Genomic DNA, 19,057 nt, shown 5'->3' on the forward strand with positions numbered 1-19,057 from the left:
TTTCCTCCCAAAATTTTTTAAAATGATTAAAATCACCAGCATGCACAAGATTTTCTCTACGGAGGAAGTTGAGACTACTGCCCTCAATGGCATTGACATGGAAATAAAGGATGGCGAGTTTGTAGCCATCATGGGACCGTCCGGTTGTGGGAAATCCACTTTGCTTAACATCCTCGGACTACTGGATAACCCAAGTGAAGGATCTTACGAGTTCTATGGAACAGAGGTAGGGAAAATGTCGGAAAGGCAACGGGCCCAGATCCGGAAAGGTAATATCGGGTTTGTTTTCCAAAGTTTTAACCTGATCGACGAGCTAACGGTTTATGAAAACGTGGAGCTACCCTTGCTTTACCTGAAAACCCCTCCGGCAGAAAGAAAGGAAAAGGTGGAAGCTGCCTTGACGCGTATGAATATGATGCACCGCCGGAATCACTTTCCACAACAACTTTCGGGTGGGCAGCAGCAGCGTACGGCTATTGCACGTGCGGTGGTTGCCAATCCTAAAACGATCCTGGCCGATGAGCCAACAGGTAACCTGGACTCCAAAAATGGGGAAGAAGTAATGAATTTATTGAGCCAGCTGAACAATGCAGGTACCACCATCCTGATGGTAACGCACTCACCATACGATGCAGGTTTTGCGCACCGCATTGTTAATCTATTCGATGGCAAGATTGTGACTGAAAAAATTCACGTGTAGAAAACCGTTTGCAAAGGGCTGTTGGTCCTTGGTGACATTTATCCGTTAATTCCTGCCTCTCGTTTGCCCTGCTCAAACGAGAAGACAGCAGGCGAAAATGATAGGCACACACAGGACGGTCTGAGGACAATCAATCCGGTGAAAAATTTCTGAACAAAATTGGAGAAATGAAACAGCTATGAGGAAAATCTTCACCTTGATTTTGGCTAGTGTTACATCGCTGGCTTTGGCGCAGGAAAAAGTGAACCTGAGCAGGAGTGTTGACGACAATGGGAGAAATCTGTCTATTCGTGTTATTGGTCATGTTAATGGAAAGTTCGTTGATTATGATCGGACCTTCACAGTGGAAGGGCTGACTAAATCGGATCGGGAAGCACTTACCGACCGCGTCCTGGATTCTCTTGGCGTCGCAAAAATCGAACAACCTGTTGCTCTGCTCGCTCCTGTGCCCCCAACTCTTCCGTTAAAGGAGTACCATTCGAAGGGCATTGTTGCAAATAGTTCTCATAACCTGGAACCATCACCACCTTTCGAAACAACCGGTAGTCATGACCACGCCAGCTCAGAAAAGAACCCGTTGATTAAGGAGGTCTGGCTCGATGAAAACAGTTTCCTTCATTTGCGCTACAGTTTTACCAGATGCAAGGAGGAATTCATTTTTGAAAAATCAACCGATGCCAGTGAAAAATCTGAGTCCGAACGGGAGAAATTTATACAAGACTTTGAACAGGAGATTGAGCTGCCGGCGATTTAGGCAAATCGTTAAGGAGCCAAGCCGCTCGCTTTATCTACGTAAGCAATAAGCTTGATTTACCGTTAAATAGCAGTTTGTCCCAAAACCTGCTGGCACTTAAAAAGCGGGCAGCCATAAGCTAGTCGCTAACAGCTATGCTAAAAAACTACATAAAAATTGCGTGGCGGAACCTGATCCGAAACAAAACTTACAGTGTGATAACGCTGTTTGGCCTGGCGTGCGGAATGGTCTGTGCGATTTTGTTGACATTGTATGTTCGCGATGAACTAAGTTTTGATAGGTACCACAAAAACGCTGATGTGATCTTCAGGGTGAATGTGCATATCAAGTGGGCAGACAATGAGTTTAGACTTGGTCACGGTTCTCCTCCCATGGGGCCCGCACTCAGGCAGGAGTATCCTGAGGTTAAAAATATGCTCAGAATTAAATCGGTCGGTGAAAACTTATTTCGGGTAGGGGATAAGGCGCTGTATGTAAAAGAGTCAATTTGTGCCGATTCGAGCCTGTTCAGCTTTTTTGACTACACCTTCAGTGAGGGAACGCCAGAATCGGCATTGCGGAATCCTTATGCTGTGGTGCTAACCCAGAAGCTTGCCCTGAGTCTCTTTGGAAAAACGACCGGATTACTGGGTAAAGTCGTTACCGTGAAGGACAATATACCTTTCACGGTCTCTGGGATTATCAGCAACGTGCCGCCCAATCATCATTTGAAGTTTGACGCGATTCTGCCGTATACCAATCTGCAAGTCAGTGGAGTAAAACCCGACTCCTGGGATAGCTTCAATTCCTCGGTTTACGTTATGCTGAATCAGGCAGCCGATGTAAAAAGGCTGGAGCATAAGATGGGTGCATTCTACAAGAAGTATATTGCCAAAGCACTTGGTGATAATGGCGAAACCAACGCTACGTTTGACATCACATTTCAACCACTTGCCGATATACATCTTCGGTCCACACATTTAATGGGTGAAGAGAATGGCAGTAATTTGAGCTACGTTTATACATTCTCGATCATCGGATTGTTTATACTGCTGATTGCGATCGTGAATTATATCAATCTTGCCACGGCCCGATCTGCCGGACGAGCCAGGGAGATAGGTATCCGTAAAGCAATCGGTTCTCCTAAAATGCAGCTCATCGGGCAGTTTTTATCCGAGTCAATGCTTTCGACGTATTTATCTTTATTCATCAGCATGTTATTGGTCTATGCCGTGCTGCCCTTTTTCAATTCAATTACGGACAAGGCATTAAAGTTTGATGTATTTGACATACAGACAACCATTGTTCTGGCTGTATTTGCGTTGATTCTGGGGTTGGTCAGTGGTATTTATCCGGCTTTTATCTTATCTGGTTTTAACCCGGTGGTTGTATTAAAGGGCGCCGTTGCCAATGCCGGGAAAGGAGCTTTGCTCAGGAAATCGCTGGTTGTTGTACAGTTTTCGATTTCTATGATGATGATTGTGGGCACAATCGTCGTGTATCGTCAGCTTCGGTATATGGAAGATACGGAACTTGGCTTCAATACAGAACAGGTTTTAACCATCCCGCTCAAATCTCCTGCAGTTCAAAAGGCGGCTGAATCACTAAAAAACAAATTGCTCCAAAACAGCGCCATCAACAGTGTGAGTTTGATTGACGGCTCTGTAGGAGAAGGCATGAACAATAAGTCGACTTTTTTCTTTTTTGTAAATGGAAAAGAGGAAGCTGTAAGCTCCGAATACTTTAGGGTGGATCACGACTTTTTGGAGGTGTTACAGGTCAACCTCAAAGATGGCCGGAATTTCAATCAAAACATGGTTGCTGATTCTGTTCAAGAAGTGATTGTCAATGAAGCCATGCTCAAACGATTGAAATGGAAGGATCGGACCGTCGGGCTAGTGGAAATTAACGGGAAGAATATACCCATTACTGGCGTTGTAAAAGACTTCCACCTGCGGTCCCTTCACGACCAGATAGAACCGTTGGTACTGGTAAGGACCAGGTTTTCGGGAGATAATCTAGTCGTACGCATTTCGCCTCAAAATATTTCGGCAACACTGGCATTGCTGAAGGAAACCTACAATGAGGTTGTTCCCGGCCAGCCGTTTGAGTATCAGTTTTTGGATCAAACCTTCGCAAAACAATATGAGTCTGATGAAAGAAAAGGGAGCTTGTTCCTGACATTTTCTGGCATCGCGATCTTTATATCCTGCCTGGGTCTGTATGGACTGACCACTTTCACAGCGCATCAGCGAACCAAGGAGATTGGCGTACGCAAGGTTCTGGGAGGTTCGGTGAAAAGCATTGTGATGCTTTTGTCAGGCGATTTTCTCAAACTGATCATATTTTCAATCGTGGCTGCCACCCCTGTTGCCTGGTATGTAATGCATAAGTGGTTACAGCAATTTCCTTACAGGATTACAGTCGAATGGTGGGTCTTTGTAGTGGCTGGGACGGCGGCAATTGCCATCGCCATTTGTACCATCAGCTTTCAAAGTGTCAAAGCGGCGTTGATGAATCCGGTGAAAACACTGAAAAGGGAATAGCCTTTAGCTAATGGCTCTTAGCGTCATTTGACGGACAAGTAATATCTGTCAAAGATAACATCTCAACAAATGTCTAAGTTTTTAACATATCAGAAATCTTTTTAAGTACGACTTAGCTAATAGCTAGTCGCTAACAGCTCAAAATGCTCAAAAACTATCTAAAAATCGCCTGGCGAAATTTGCGTAAACAGAAAGTTTATTCATTCATCAATATCACAGGACTCGGTGTTGGGATTGCCTGTTGCGTCCTTATTGTTTTGTTTGTCCGGAATGAACTTTCTTACGATAGCTACCATGAAAAAGGGGACAGGATATTCCGGGTCATCCATGGTTCCAGCGCTCCAGAAGGTGAAGGTGCCGGAGCTGAACCTTTTTGGGTCTGGGGCAATGCGCCTGTGGGAGCTGCGCTGAAACTGGATTTTCCGGAGATTGAGAAGGTAGTTCAGTTTTCCGGGCGGTCAGACGTATTGCTGAAAAATGGAGATAGAGTCTACCAGGAAGAGGGGGTATTCTTTATGGATTCCACTGTCTTTGATGTTTTCAGCTGGAAGCTGGTTCAGGGCAATGCAAAGACTGCCTTAGCAGCACCATTCAGTATCATTTTGACGGAAAGTACTGCCAGGAAATATTTCGGTAACGAGAACCCGATGGGCAAGTCCCTGGTGGGTAGTGCGTCGGCTGGACGGTCCGATGCCGGGATCTACACCGTAACTGGCATTATTCAGGACCTTCCGCTCAACTCCCATTTCAGGTTCAATGCACTTCTTTCGATGAGTACCTTTAAGAAGTCACAACCCGACCTGTTTACGAATTGGGGGTATGTCGATTTTTATACTTATTTCCTTGTACGAAAGGGGTTTGAAAAGGCTGCGTTTGATCAGAAGATATCGAGTTTTATTAAAAGAAGAAGGGCCGATGACAACTCAAAATATACGATTGCCATAGAGCCACTGAATGATATTTATCTGAAAACAACGGCAGCAAGGCAGCCAGGAGAGACGGGAAGCTTAACCAATATTTATGTTTTTTCGATGATTGGCTTGTTCATTTTGGTTATTGCCATCATTAATTTCATGAATCTCTCCACTGCCAGATCCTTGGAAAGGGCAAAAGAGGTTGGCATCAGGAAATCAATAGGGGCAGACAGGGGAAGTCTGATTTTTCAGTTTCTGGGCGAGTCGATGATTATTGTTTTTCTGGCAGCCTGCGCTTCAATTATCTTTATTGTCGTGGCGTTGCCGGTAATGACCAGCCTCACCGGAAAAGAATTGTTGATCCAAAACTTTGTCAACTGGCAGACAGTTCCATTATTCCTTGTTGTTATGTTGGTAATCGGCATCCTGGCAGGTTCGTATCCTGCATTGATTTTGTCGGGTTTTAATCCCATCAACATTCTGAAAGGAACCAATAAGTCGGATGGCAGGGGAGTAAACCTCAGAAAGGGACTGGTGGTTTTCCAGTTTAGCCTTTCCATTGCGCTTATTGCGGGAACAATGATTGTTTACTTTCAAACAGGACATTTACTGGACGGCGATTTGGGCTTTGATAAAGAACGCATGCTTATACTGGATTACAACTACGATGAGACAGTGAATGGGAAAATGGAGACCTTGAAAGCTGAAATGGAGGCCAATCCAAGCATAATTTCCGCAGCTTTCTCCCGTAGTGTTCCGGGAAGTTACTTTCCTAATGCGGGTACAGGCATCCAGGAAGCTGATGGAGAAATGAAATGGAAAGTCCAGCCTGTATTTCAGGTGGGAACTGATTTCATTACCCACTATGGACTGGAACTTGTGGCAGGAAGGACGTATTCCAGAGATTTTCCTTCGGATCTTAAAGAAGCGCTTGTGATTAATGAGGCTGCGGCCAGGCAATATGGTTATGCCAATCCGGAGGATATCATTGGGAAAAAATTTGATCAATGGGGCAGGAAAGGTGAAGTGATAGGGGTGGTCAAGGATTTTAACTATATCTCCCTTCACCAAAATATAGAACCTTTGACTTTACCCCTGGAACCAGATGCCAGCAGGTATTTATCCTTAAAGATAAAATCCGAAAATTTTCCTGAAACCGTTGCTCAGGTGGAGCGGGTCTGGAAAAAACTGATACCACACAGACCCTTCTTGTACAGCTTTCTGGATGATGATTTTAACCGCCAATATCAGTCGGATTTTAGATTCAGAAAGATTTTCACCACATTTTCCGTTTTGGCAATTCTTATCGCCTGCCTTGGACTCTTGGGCTTGGCTACTTACACCGCCGAACAAAGAACCAAAGAAATAGGCATCCGGAAAGTATTGGGCGCTTCGGTAACAGGGATTGTTGCTTTGCTATCCGGAGATTTTGTGAAATTGGTAGCCATAGCCGTACTCATAGCCTCACCCATCGCCTGGTGGGCCATGAACAAGTGGCTTGAGGGCTTTGCGTACAGGATAGAGATCCAATGGTGGATGTTTGGACTGACTGGGCTGGTTGTGGTGGCGATTGCGTTACTTACGGTTAGTTTTCAGGCAATTAAAGCAGCGTTGATGAATCCGGTGAAATCTTTGAAAACGGAATAATGGAGAAAGGAGAAAGGAGAAAGGAGGATGAATGTGATTGCCTAACATAGGTTGCCCTTAAACGGTAATTTTAACATGAGCAATTCGAAATTAAAAACTAAAAAAAGTACAAAACTGAATATTCGTCCATATCGTGTGTTTAGTGAAGAGTTCAAACGCGAAAAGGTAGCGCAAATTTCGGCTGGTGAGATCAGCATTCTGTCTTTTTCTAAATTGTGGTCAGTAAGCCAGAATACCGTATACAAATGGATTTATAAATATTCTCCTGATCACAAAAAGGGAACTATCATGGTTGTACAAAAAGATAGCGAAGCTGTTAAACTTGTTGAGTTGCAGGGTAAAATTGCTGAATTGGAACGTGCAATTGGTCAAAAACAAATGATTATCGATTATCAGGATAAGCTCATTGAGATCGCCTCTAAGGAACTGGATGTCGATCTAAAAAAAAGTTTCAATCCTGGACCTTAGAGCACTTTCGTATGAATTTAAGTAACCACATGTATTCGATGAGCGGCTTGTATACTCATTGCCAGATCAGTAAGCAAGGGCACTATAAGTCCTTGCAGCGAGAGATTCACTGGCAAAACCAGGAAGAGCTGGTATTAGGGCTGATCATGCAGGTACGCGAGATTCACCCAGCTATGGGTATTCGAACTATCTATGAACTTTGTCAGCCCGAAGGTATTGGCAGAGATGCTTTCATCAGTATCGGCATTTACTATGGATTCAGGGTGAAAGTGTTTCGGAACAAAACCCGAACAACCTTTTCCAGTCCATACAGCCGTTACCAGAACCTGCTGGTAGATAAAGAGCTTGATAATATTAATCAACTGTGGACTAGCGATTTAACGTACTTTAAAGTCGACAATAAAGACTGTTATATTGTTTTAATCATGGATGTGTATTCCAGATTGATTGTCGGTTATTCTGTTGCAGATAACATGAGAGCTGCAAACAATGTCGCCGCTCTGAAAATGGCTCTGACTATAAGGGGTTTACACAGCTATGAGCACAAACTGATACACCACTCGGATCGGGGGGGACAATACATCAGCGACGTCTACACTGATCTACTGAAAGAGCACAAAATTCGTATCAGCATGTGCAACATTGTCTATGAAAACGCGCATATAGAACGGGTCAACGGAACCATCAAAAATCAGTATCTGATTCATTGGAATATTACAAGCTTTCAAATGCTAAAAACAGAAGTTAAACGAGCTGTTGAGACTTATAACAACCAAAAACCGCATTCAGCCCTAGACGGTGCTACACCGATCGCGTTTGAACAAAAAATCAAAGAACGTAAAGACTCTGAAAGGCCTAAACTCAAAATCTGGACTGCATCAGAATCTAAAAATCACAATCCAGATCAATGTATAATTCAATTTTAAACTTTATTCATAATTTTAAACTGAAGGCAACCTATACTAGGCAATCACAGAATTACGCCCCTTCATCCTTCCTCCATTTCATCCTTCCTCCCAAATCTAAAACTCATGTTTAAAAACTATCTTAAAATCGCCTGGCGCAATTTGCGTAAACAAAAATTCTACACGTTTCTCAACGTATTCGGCCTGGCACTTGGTATGGCAAGTTGCCTGTTGATTACACTTTACGTGATCGACGAGCTCAGCTATGACAGGTCGTTCAGCAACGCAGACAGGATTTATCGCATCAATTCAGATATCCGGTTCGGTGGTGCTGAAATGAAGTTGGCCGTTGCACCGGACCCTATGGCATTTACAATGCTGAAAGATTATCCCCAACTGGAAGCAGTTACAAGACTGAGGGAAGATGGAAGTTATCTGGTGCGTCGTACAGGTGCCACTGAAAATTTGCAGGAGTCATTGGTAGCGTATGCTGATTCCACTTTTTTTAATGTTTTTAAAATCCCAATTGTTGCCGGTGATAGCAAACGGATTCTGACCGAGCCGAACACGATGGTCATCTCAGAACGTGATGTTGAAAAGTATTTTGGTAAGGAAAATGCAATTGGCAAAACTTTACTTCTGGACAATAACCAGACTTATACGGTAACTGCTGTAATGGAAAACATCCCCTCGCACTCCCACATGAGTTCATTGAATATGCTGTTGTCGATGAGTACCAATAAATACAGTCGTGAGGATAATTGGGGAAGTCATAATTTCATCACCTATCTGCTTCTTCGTGAGGGAGTAAATGCAGCAACTTTTGAAAAGAATTTCGACGTTGTGATTGAAAAGTATACTGGTAAATGGGTTCAGAGTGTCATGGGTGCTTCGCTGCAAGAACTGAAAAAGTCGGGTAGTTTTATCAAATACACGCTGATGCCGGTGACGGCCATTCACCTTCGCTCGGACCGTACAGCGGAAATCAGCAACAACAGCAGTATTCAATATGTTTACATTTTTGGTATTGTTGCAATTTTTCTGCTTCTGATTGCTTGCGTCAATTTTATGAATCTGTCCACCGCTCGCTCCGCCAACCGGGCCAAAGAAGTGGGGGTTCGCAAAGCTCTGGGGTCTGAAAGGTCATCACTTGTAAATCAGTTTTTGACCGAGGCTGTTATGCTAAGTTTCATTTCGCTCATTCTGGCGATTGCATTGGCCATAATCGCGTTGCCAGTCTTTAATAATCTTGCAAGTAAGGAAATAGCCTTTCCTTACCAGAGCGCCATTTTTTGGTGCATTGCCATCATCACCGGCATCATAGTTGGGATGCTGGCGGGTAGCTATCCAGCATTTTTTCTTTCCGCTTTCCAGCCTTTGAAAGTATTGAAAGGAGCCGTCGAGATAGAAGGAAAGGGCAGTTACCTACGCAATGCCCTGGTCGTGTTTCAGTTTATGATTTCCATAATGCTCCTCGTGGGTACGGGGGTGATTTACAAGCAATTGAATTACATTCAGACTAAAAAATTAGGCTTCAATAAAGAACAGGTGCTGATCGTGAAGAACGCTTACGCCCTCGACAGGCAGTCGCGTGCTTTCAAAGAGCATGTTTCGAACTTGCCCAATGTTGAAAACGCAACCATTACCAGTTTCCTCCCAACGCCATCGTCCAGGTCAGACAATTCGATGTTTCCTGAGGGGCAGCTGCAGCAGGATAAAGGAGTAAGTATGCAAAAGTGGTCGGTAGATTTGGATTTTGTAAAAACGTTGAATCTGGAAATGAAAACCGGGCGCGCTTTTCAGGAAAATTTCCCTACCGATTCTTCCGGTATTATTATCAATGAAACCGCCGCTAAGATTCTTGGCTTCCCAGACCCAATCGGCAAGAAAATATTCAGTATGGAGGATCCGCATGGCAATGAAAGGCAGACGTATACCATTCTTGGGGTTGTGAAAAATTTTCACTTCGAGTCACTTCGACAGAATATTGGTGCTTTGAGCCTGGTGTTGCGTCCAAGTTATGGATTGGTGGCTGTAAGATTGAAAGGCGGTGACCATGCAAAAACAATCAGTCAAATTGAAAGCCTCTGGAAACGTATGGCCCCAGGGCAACCTTTCAATTATCAGTTTATGGATCAGGATTTTGACAAACAGTATCGGGGTGAAGAACGTGTTGGACAGATCTTTATCACCTTCGCTGTTATTTCGATCATCATAGGTTGCCTTGGACTTTTCGGGTTATCGGCTTACACAGCAGAAAGACGTACCAAGGAAATTGGTGTACGTAAAGTTCTGGGAGCAAGTGTTAGTAGCATCGTAGGGCTTTTGTCCAAAGAATTTATAAAGCTGGTACTGATCGCGATTCTTTTTGGTAGCCCCATCGCATGGTTTGCCATGAATACCTGGCTTCAGGATTTTGCATACCACATCGATATTTCGTGGTGGATGTTCGGTGCGGCAGGTTTGCTGTCAGTTGTAATCGCCCTGCTGACTGTAAGTTTCCAAAGTGTCAAAGCGGCTTTGATGAATCCGGTGAAAAGTTTGAGAAGTGAATAAAAAATGGGGGAGGAAGGAGGATGGACGAAAGAAGGGTGGCTTCCGGTTCCTTCATCCTTCCTCCATTCTCCCTTTATCCTAATTGTTAGCTATGTTAAAAAACTACTTCAAAATCGCCTTCCGCAACTTAACCAGAAACAAGGTTTTCTCGGTTATCAACATTGCCGGGTTATCACTGGGGCTTACCTGCTGTATGCTGATTGTGTTGTACACCAAGGACGAAGTAAGTTTTGATCGGTTTCAGGAGCACAAGGATCATCTGTATAGAATCAATGTGACGATGACCGATCAGGATGGATCAAAGGCCATTAACAGCACCAATGCAATTCACGGTCCAACTTTCAAGGAGGAGATTCCAGAAATTAAAGAAGTGATCCGTGCGCAAAGTAGTTCGTTTGTTATCAAAAAAGGGAATGATCTGATCAACGAAGAAGTCCTTTTTGCTGACGATAATTTCTTCACGGTGTTCTCCATGCCATTATTATCCGGTGATCCTGCAACCGTTTTGTCAGACATTCATTCGATTGTATTGACAGAGGAGCTGGCAGAAAAGTATTTTGACACAAAAAACGCTGCTGGTAAAACTATTGCGCTGAAAATCGGAGATAACTTTGAGAACTTTCTTGTTTCCGGTGTAGCCAAAAAATGCCCCCAAAATTCATCCATTCAGTTCAAGGCCGTGCTGCCCTTTAAGTTTCAGGAAGCAAGAGGCTGGACTGATACGGAGTGGCTTGGCTTTTACATGAATACCTTTGTTTTGTTGAATGATAAGGCAGATTATCATGCCGTATCCGGAAAATTGGACAAGGTTTTTTCCAGTAAATCAGCCGTCGAGATTAGCAAAATCAAGGATTTTAAGCAAAAAATCTATTTCTTTCTGCAACCCTTTCTTGAAATTCATCTGGATGCCGAATCGGGCGATCTGCGGAACGGACTTGCGCATGGCAGCAACCCCATTTATTCCTACATTCTTTCAGGAATTGCCATTTTTATCCTGCTGATTGCTTGCATCAACTTTGTGAACCTGACGGTAGCAAGATCTTTGAAGCGAGGAAAGGAAATTGGAATTCGTAAAGTAGTCGGAAGCCAACGCAAACAGCTTACAATCCAGTTTTTGGGGGAATCATTTCTGCTTTCTTTTATCGCATTTGCGTTCGCCGTTTTGTTAAGTCAGGTCGTTTTGCCGACTTTCAACGATTTGGCAAACAAAGAATTATCGCTTTCTTATCTGCTCGATTTAAAACTCATTTCGGGCTACATCGCTTTGTTTTTATTAACCGGGCTCATTGCAGGCTTTTATCCTGCATTGGTTTTGTCTGGTTTCAGTCCGGCACAAACACTTTACAACCGAACCAAACTGACACAGAAAAATTACCTAACAAAAGGACTTGTGGTTTTTCAGTTTGCTTTATCGGTTTGTCTGGTCATTGGTACTATTGTTATTTATTCGCAGTTCAGGTATTTGACCAATAAGGATTTGGGTTACAATGATGAAGGTCTGATGTCTTTTAGTTTGGGGCGTGGCGGTTCTGGTGAAAAGGCTAGGGAAAGTATTATCCAGGATTTAAATGGCATTGCCGGAATCGAAAAAGTGGCGGCGTTTAACGGTAATTACAACGGAACCGGTGCCAAAATTGGCGAGAAGGAAATCGGTTTTGGATACATTGGCGTTGATGATCATTTTCTGAATACGCTTGAAATTCCGGTACTTCAGGGGCGTAATTTTTCAAAAAGTTTCCCATCCGATCCTGAAAATTCGGTGGTCGTGAACGAAGCATTTGTAAAAGAGGCAGGCTGGAAAGATGCGATTGGCAAGGAGATTGATTTTACCTGGAAACAAAAGAAAATGACGGTCGTAGGTGTGATCAGGGATTACCATTTCGCTTCTTTGAAAGAAGAAATCAAACCTTTACTTCTCACACAGGATCCGAATTACAGACTGGGGACAATTTATTTGAAACTGAGTGGCAGCAACGTTCCCCAAACTATAAAAAAGGTGGGGGAGATCTTTCGCAAGCACATTCCTTTTTTACCATTTGAATACAGGTTTGAAGATGAGTCAAACCTGAAACGCTATGAATCCGAAGCGAAGTGGAAACAGATGATTACGCTTGCTGCGATGTTGTCGATTTTTGTTTCCTGCATTGGATTATTTGGGTTGGCAACTTTTAATGCAGAAACGAGAGTGAAGGAAATTGGCGTGCGTAAAGTATTGGGTGCTTCGGTGGCAAGTATAGCGACTTTACTTTCAACGGATTTTGTGAAATTGGTTTTAGTAGCTGTTGTAATCGCTTTGCCAATATCCTATTACACAGTAAGTATCTGGTTACAAGACTTCCCCTATCGAATAGAAATATCCTGGTGGTACTTCGCCATTTCAGCGCTGCTGGCCATCACCGTGGCGATAGTTACGGTTGGTTTTCAGAGTATTAAAACGGCGATGCTCGATCCGGTGAAAAGTTTGAGGAGCGAATAGCTCTTGGCTTTGAGCTTTATTCAGTTTTCAACCAAAACAGGTGATAATTTTTCTTTTGCTAGTGATCAACAAAAAGCCCTAATCCAGTATTATCACCAAACGATAGGACTTAACTAACGTTTGTGATTAGAACCAATGGCAAATTCTTTTATTTTTTCAGTTACAACCAAGCTAATCGCCAGCCGCTAACAGCCATAAGCTATGTTAAAAAACCACATCAAAATCGCATTTCGGAACCTGTTGAGTTCTAAATTATTCACTAGTTTGAATGTCCTTGGGCTTACGGGTGGGATGGTGGCGGCTGTGTTTATTCTGCTTTGGGTTGAGAATGAATTGAGTTTTGACGCGTATCATCAAAAATCAGAGAGAATCAGCCGGATCATTACGCATTTGCAGGTGAGCAAGGAGGAAACCTGGCACTGGGCAGCAACGCCGATGCTACTTGCCGGAGAGATAGAAAAACTACCGGAGACGGAGACGGTGACCCGCAAAACGATTGCATCCACTTTATCTCTCAAAATTGGTGACCGAAAAATCAATGGAGAAAATGCTATTTATGCCGATTCGAACTGGTTTGAGGTTTTTGATTACCAATTCGTGGACGGATCTGCGGCAGATTTTGCCACTGGAGTCCGAAATATCGCAATGACCGAATCGAAAGCATTGCAGCTTTTTAAGAAGTCTGATGTGGTGGGGCAAATTATCCGGATTGATACACTGGATTATACCGTTTCAGCGGTTTATAAAAATAATCCGGCCAATTCCAGTTTTCAACACGACTACATACTTCCGCTCGCTGCCCTTTGGGCAAACCCGAAAAGTTATGCCAATGACAACAGCTGGAACCAGTTTAACTATGAAACATTTGTGGTTTTAAGAGCTGATGCCGACCGAACCAAACTAGGTAAAAAGCTGACTTCGATCATCTCTACTATGAAAAAAGACGATGACGGAAATCCCTCCACAAATACGGTTTTGGCGGCAGAGCCGCTAGCTAATATACATTTTAACAACCAGATACAAGGAGCAAGCCAGGATTTGGGAGACAGGCGAAGCATTTATATTTTCTTTGGTTTGGCGCTTGTTATCCTTTTGGTTGCCTGTATTAATTACGTGAATCTGACTACGGCGCGAGCCAGTGTACGCTCGAAAGAAGTTGGCGTGAAAAAGCTTTTAGGGGCCAAAAGTTCTCATCTTTTTGGTCAGTTCATGACCGAATCCGTGTTGACTTGCCTTGCTGCCTTTTGTCTCGCATTGAGTCTGATCTATTTCTTAATGCCTGCTTTCAATTCGCTTACCGGTAAATTTTTTGAGTTTTCGCCAGCCAATCTTTCGCTTTGGTATGTACTGGTCGGGACTACCCTGACTGCCATTTTGCTGACTGGCGTCTACCCGTCGCTGCTGCTTTCGTCTTTCAAGCCATTCGAAATTTTAAGGGGAAACAATGTTTTGGGATCCGCCAATGGAAGTTTCAGAAAAGGGTTGGTTGTGGTTCAATTTACGGTAGCAGTCGTTTTTCTTATTTCCACACTGGTCGTATTTCAGCAAATGAAATTTATCAGGGAAAAAGAACTCGGTTACGATCGTGCGCACACTTTTACATTCCGGATTCCCTGGGCATTAAAATCGAAAGCTGAGCCCTCCACATTTAAAGCAAGGCTTCTGAACGAATCAAGTGTGGCAGACGTGACCGTTGCAAGCCAGAGTATTGTTCAGATCAGCAGCAGTTCCACGGGTTCCTATGATTGGAATGGGCATCCTAAAGATTTCAATCCAACAGTTTCTCAACTTGCCGTCGAAGATAATTTTCGGAAAATGTTTGGTCTGAAGATGAAGGAGGGAAGGTGGTTTGCTCCGAACGGCATCGCTGATGCGAGTAATGTTGTGCTGAATGAAACGGCAGTCAAAAAAATGAATTTGCCAAAACCGCTTATTGGGCAACGATTTGACTTTCAGGGTAAAAAAGGGGTGGTGATTGGTGTTGTTAAAGATTTTCATTTCAAAAGTCTGCGTGAGAAAATAGAACCACTCGTATTGTTTCAAGATCCTGCATGGAGTTTGGGACTGTATGTAAAAGCGCAGCCAGGCAAAGAAGCTGAAGCAATTAAGGCCGTCGAAAAAATTTGGAACGAAATGATTCCTAACGGTGCACTGGCCTATCAATTTCTGGATGATACTTATGATCGACTATACAAAAGCGAGCAACGTACTGCTTCTTTGTTCAACACGTTCACCGTCATAGCCATACTGATTTCGTGTATGGGTTTGTTCGGACTAGCCACCTTTACGGCTGAAAGGCGAATTAAGGAGATCGGAATCCGCAAAGTTTTGGGCGCATCAGTGTCAGCGATCGTGACACTGCTTTCAACAGATTTTATCATTCTGGTGGTTATTTCGATTATTGTTGCTTCACCGATTGGCTTCTATTTTATGAACGAATGGCTGAAAGGATTTGAGTACAAAATGGAACTGAACTGGATCATTTTCGCTAGTGCAGGAATTTGCGCAGTGCTGGTGGCTTTATTTACCATTAGTTATCAGAGTATAAAAGCTGCGCTAATGGATCCGGTGAAGACGTTGAGGAGCGAGTAGCTTTTAGTGTTTGGCTATCAGCTATTTGGATGTAAAATGCAGATTTCGAATTGTAAAATAAAAATCAATTTCCCTAACGACTCTATGTCTTTAAAAGCTAACAGCCATAAGCTAATCGCTAACAGCCATGTTTAAAAACTATCTAAAAATCGCCTTCCGCAGTCTCTGGAAAAACCGGCTGTTTACGGGTATCAATTTGCTGGGACTTTCACTTGGACTGGCAAGCGCGGGTGTCCTGATCCTTTTTACGCAACGAGGAGTTACTTTTGATTCCTTTCACAAGAATAACGAACAGCTATATTTCGTACAGACCGAGGGGAAAGATGGGCGCTATAACCAGACCGTTTACCCGATCCTGGATCAACTGGTGAAAACCTTCCCTGAGATTGAAACCGGAACGCACGTACAAGGCTGGAATAATGTCTGGATCAATTACAAAGGCAAAGACATTCAGGGAGATACCAAATATGTGGATACCACTTTCTTTGATGTTTTTTCTTTTAAATTAAAATATGGTAATCCTCAAACTGCTCTGAAAAAGCGGGAATCCATTCTGTTGAATCAGGATGTGGCGAAGGTGCTTTTTGGTAGGAAAAATCCGGTGGGTGAGACGGTTACGGTAAATGATACGCTCAGTTTCACGGTTACGGGCGTTCTGGATCCGGTGCCTTCCAATTCTTCCATTCAATTTGAAGTGCTGGTGCCGATCGCGAATCTGGAAGCTAATAAGAATTTCGCCGAAAATGCGGATTGGTATAACACCTTTGCAAGGGTTTATCTCAAAGTGAAGAAGGACACAGATATTCCCAAGCTGGAAGCCAAGTTCCCTGCTTTTGCAAAAACGCATTTCAGTGACGAGGTAAAGGACAGGAAAATCAGAGTAGCCCCGCTTGCGGAATATATTCACTACGAAAACCCGGGTTTCAAATGGATGATCTATGGTTCGATTGCCATTGCTGGTTTTATTATACTGATCATCAGTATCAATCTCATCAATCTGAATACGGCCATTTCATTTACCAGGGCAAAAGAAGTGGCGGTCCGGAAGGTTACGGGTTCGACGTTAAAGCAAATTCTGATTCAATTCTGGACGGAATCGGGGATCGTTCTGATCGCTTCTCTTTTTCTTTCCGTTCTTTTCGGAATATTTTATCTGGTTCCGCAGTTCAACGAGTTTCGTAAAGAGCGGATGCAGCTCATCATCAGCTGGGAGCAGGATTATGTCACCATTCTGACGCTGGTTGGGATCATCACTTTAATTACAGTGGTAGCAGGAACGTATCCCGCCCTGTATCTGAACCGCCTCGATATCCGGGACACGATCAAGGGGAAACTCACCAATAAACCTCAATCGGGAGGATGGCGTAGAGGAACACTGATTGTTATCCAATTTGTGATTTCCTTTGGCCTCGTCATCGGTGCCATTACTGTCAGGAAACAAATCAGCTTTATGCGGGAGGCGAATCTGGGGTTTGATAAAACAGGCGTTGTCGTTGTGCAGGCCGATATGCAGTATAAAGACGAGGAAGCCGCCATGAGTCACTTCAAGCCGATTCTGGATGATTTGAATCAGGACTCGAGAGTGAAAAGTGTTTCTACTTCGGGCGTGGTGCCGACGAAGTACTGGAGTAACTACAATGCCTATTTGCCAGAGGGAGCAACGGATAAGGAAATACGTTTCAAGCATGTGGGTACAGGGGCACGGTATGCTGAAACATTTGGCATCAAAATGCTTGAAGGGAGAGATTTTTCGGATGAACTGGATAAAAACCAGGCTTATAAACATGTGGTGATCAATGAATCTGCGATGAAGGCAATGGGTTGGAAATCGGCAGTGGGTAAACGCCTCCGTCAGAAGAGTAATCCCGAAATTTACACGGTCGTTGGTGTGATGAAGGACTTCCATTACCAGGATCTGAAAGAGAAAATCGAGCCACTTTTGCACTGGTATGAAGGGCCTGAAGGACTGAACAGTTATGTGACAATCAAATTTCATAACATCATTCATGCAAAACAAGTACTGGCAGACCTAGAATCAAAAATGAAGAAAATTCCCGCTAAAAAGCCATTCAGATATTTTTACCTGACAGACGAAATCAGTCGCCAGTATAATCATCTGGATGGGATATGGAAAATGCTCAACTTTGTTACAACACTTTCTGTGATTATCGCTTTGGCGGGTATTTTTGGGCTTATTACATTGGCAGGAAATCAGCGTACCAAAGAAGTGGGTATACGGAAAGTCTTGGGTGCCAGTGTTGCTGGAATTGCAGTTCTTTTATCACGGGATTTTGTTGTATTGGTACTTATTTCGGTCGCAATCGGCGTGCCGGTTGGTTATGGCTTTATGGTAAACTACCTGTCGAGCTTTGAGTATCACATCTCGGTTGAATGGTATATTTTTGCTCTTGTAGGCTTTTCGGCCTTGCTTCTTACGGTTGTCACGGTAAGTATTCAAAGTATCCGGACTGCATTGATGGATCCGGTGAAGAGTTTGAGGAGTGAGTAGAGGCTTTCAGGCAAGGGGTGTTTAGAAATTGTATTTTGATGGTTTGGTCGTTCTTTAATATCGGTATGCTAAATTCTAAAACCAGATTCCTGTGTTTTCTAATGGGATTACCCATTGGCGTATTCGGACAAGCATTTACAGGGAGGATAAGCGATAGTCAAAATGCGACTCCTTTGCCGTATGCCAGTATTGGAATTAAAGGAAAAAGCATTGGCGGAATAGCTGATTCGGAGGGGTATTTCCATATTAATATAGCGAATGCAGCTGTGACTGATACAATCGTTGTAAGTTACCTTGGCTACCATTCTAAAACATTTGTCAAGCGTGATGTGATGCAATCTCAATATGAGATTAAGCTTGACCCTTATGCCCTTCAACTTAATGAGGTGGTGGCTCGTGGCAAAAGAGAAGTAATTGTTATCGGCAACAAAAATCCAAGTGCGCGATACACGGGCTGGGGAGACTATAATAGTTCAAGAGGTCGTTTGAGAGGCGTTGCTGTTGAAACCAACGAGACCCCGCTAAAACTGGGTAAATTTAAAATGCATCTCGAGGCTTGTGAATTTGATAGCGTGCGTTTCAGGCTCCATGTTCTACCCTTAGGAGAGAATTATTCAGGCGATTTAAAAGCTGAATTATTGAAAGAAAATGTGTTTTTTAATGCTTACAAAGGTCAAAGGTGGGTAGATGTTGATTTATCCAAGTATAACCTCGTGATTCATCAAAATATCATTGTCGCTGTGGAATGGGTTGATGCATGGGTAAAAAGCGAAGAGAGGAACGAGAGTTATCAGCTGACTATTTCAACTTCACGAAAGGAAGGGTTTTTATACAGCAGAAAAACGCCCGAGGAAACATTCTCGGTACTAAGGTTAAAATACACGCCAACCATGTATTTAGAGACATATAAGCTTGGAAACCAGAAAGTTTCGGATGAATAGGGCTTTTGCCAGAACCGGGTCAATTTTGTAAGCGTTGTTGGCTTGAAATGTTTGGAGCTTATGGTTTAGA

General features: G+C 43.3%; 11 protein-coding genes. All 11 read left to right on the plus strand.

Going from position 1 to position 19,057, the window contains the following annotated elements; all coding sequences use genetic code 11:
- Nucleotides 1-22: 22 nt before the first annotated feature.
- The 11 genes from DYADSP32_RS25815 (at nt 23) to DYADSP32_RS25865 (ending at nt 18,987) form a co-directional block, all read left to right on the plus strand.
- The gene (locus DYADSP32_RS25815; protein WP_149240062.1) at nt 23-700 is read left to right on the plus strand and encodes an ABC transporter ATP-binding protein; all 678 of its coding nucleotides are present in this window, start codon (nt 23-25) and stop codon (nt 698-700) included.
- Between the two features lie 178 nt (nt 701-878).
- Nucleotides 879-1,454 (plus strand): hypothetical protein, encoded by a 576-nt coding sequence (locus tag DYADSP32_RS25820; protein ID WP_149240061.1) that lies wholly within the window; start codon nt 879-881, stop codon nt 1,452-1,454.
- Between the two features lie 134 nt (nt 1,455-1,588).
- Nucleotides 1,589-3,979 (plus strand): ABC transporter permease, encoded by a 2,391-nt coding sequence (locus tag DYADSP32_RS25825; protein ID WP_149240060.1) that lies wholly within the window; start codon nt 1,589-1,591, stop codon nt 3,977-3,979.
- Between the two features lie 143 nt (nt 3,980-4,122).
- Entirely contained in the window at nt 4,123-6,540 is a 2,418-nt protein-coding gene (locus tag DYADSP32_RS25830) for an ABC transporter permease (protein ID WP_149240059.1), read from the plus strand.
- 75 nt (nt 6,541-6,615) lie between these two features.
- Nucleotides 6,616-7,008 (plus strand): transposase, encoded by a 393-nt coding sequence (locus tag DYADSP32_RS25835; protein ID WP_149239641.1) that lies wholly within the window; start codon nt 6,616-6,618, stop codon nt 7,006-7,008.
- A gap of 11 nt (nt 7,009-7,019) precedes the next feature.
- The gene (locus DYADSP32_RS25840; RefSeq protein WP_149240058.1) at nt 7,020-7,934 is read left to right on the plus strand and encodes an IS3 family transposase; all 915 of its coding nucleotides are present in this window, start codon (nt 7,020-7,022) and stop codon (nt 7,932-7,934) included.
- Nucleotides 7,935-8,039: 105 nt separating this feature from the next.
- Nucleotides 8,040-10,469 (plus strand): ABC transporter permease, encoded by a 2,430-nt coding sequence (locus DYADSP32_RS25845; protein WP_149240057.1) that lies wholly within the window; start codon nt 8,040-8,042, stop codon nt 10,467-10,469.
- A 91-nt stretch (nt 10,470-10,560) separates the two neighbouring features.
- Complete coding sequence (locus DYADSP32_RS25850) at nt 10,561-12,945, plus strand: ABC transporter permease (protein WP_149240056.1); 2,385 nt, start codon at nt 10,561-10,563, stop codon at nt 12,943-12,945.
- Nucleotides 12,946-13,146: 201 nt separating this feature from the next.
- Entirely contained in the window at nt 13,147-15,537 is a 2,391-nt protein-coding gene (locus DYADSP32_RS25855) for an ABC transporter permease (RefSeq protein WP_149240055.1), read from the plus strand.
- A gap of 127 nt (nt 15,538-15,664) precedes the next feature.
- Nucleotides 15,665-18,046 (plus strand): ABC transporter permease, encoded by a 2,382-nt coding sequence (locus DYADSP32_RS25860; protein WP_149240054.1) that lies wholly within the window; start codon nt 15,665-15,667, stop codon nt 18,044-18,046.
- Nucleotides 18,047-18,147: 101 nt separating this feature from the next.
- Nucleotides 18,148-18,987, plus strand: coding sequence for a carboxypeptidase-like regulatory domain-containing protein (locus DYADSP32_RS25865; protein WP_414618065.1), 840 nt, complete (start codon nt 18,148-18,150; stop codon nt 18,985-18,987).
- The last annotated feature ends 70 nt before the right edge of the window (nt 18,988-19,057 follow it).

Source organism: Dyadobacter sp. 32 (genome assembly GCF_902506755.1).
In the GTDB taxonomy this organism is placed as follows: domain Bacteria; phylum Bacteroidota; class Bacteroidia; order Cytophagales; family Spirosomataceae; genus Dyadobacter.

Excerpts from the sequence above, each read along its gene's own strand:
- DYADSP32_RS25815 (WP_149240062.1), top strand. The coding sequence starts at position 23 with ATGATTAAAATCACCAGCATGCACAAGATTTTCTCTACGGAGGAAGTT.
- DYADSP32_RS25820 (WP_149240061.1), top strand. The coding sequence starts at position 879 with ATGAGGAAAATCTTCACCTTGATTTTGGCTAGTGTTACATCGCTGGCT.
- DYADSP32_RS25825 (WP_149240060.1), top strand. The coding sequence starts at position 1,589 with ATGCTAAAAAACTACATAAAAATTGCGTGGCGGAACCTGATCCGAAAC.
- DYADSP32_RS25830 (WP_149240059.1), top strand. The coding sequence starts at position 4,123 with ATGCTCAAAAACTATCTAAAAATCGCCTGGCGAAATTTGCGTAAACAG.
- DYADSP32_RS25835 (WP_149239641.1), top strand. The coding sequence starts at position 6,616 with ATGAGCAATTCGAAATTAAAAACTAAAAAAAGTACAAAACTGAATATT.
- DYADSP32_RS25840 (WP_149240058.1), top strand. The coding sequence starts at position 7,020 with ATGAATTTAAGTAACCACATGTATTCGATGAGCGGCTTGTATACTCAT.
- DYADSP32_RS25845 (WP_149240057.1), top strand. The coding sequence starts at position 8,040 with ATGTTTAAAAACTATCTTAAAATCGCCTGGCGCAATTTGCGTAAACAA.
- DYADSP32_RS25850 (WP_149240056.1), top strand. The coding sequence starts at position 10,561 with ATGTTAAAAAACTACTTCAAAATCGCCTTCCGCAACTTAACCAGAAAC.
- DYADSP32_RS25855 (WP_149240055.1), top strand. The coding sequence starts at position 13,147 with ATGTTAAAAAACCACATCAAAATCGCATTTCGGAACCTGTTGAGTTCT.
- DYADSP32_RS25860 (WP_149240054.1), top strand. The coding sequence starts at position 15,665 with ATGTTTAAAAACTATCTAAAAATCGCCTTCCGCAGTCTCTGGAAAAAC.
- DYADSP32_RS25865 (WP_414618065.1), top strand. The coding sequence starts at position 18,148 with ATGGGATTACCCATTGGCGTATTCGGACAAGCATTTACAGGGAGGATA.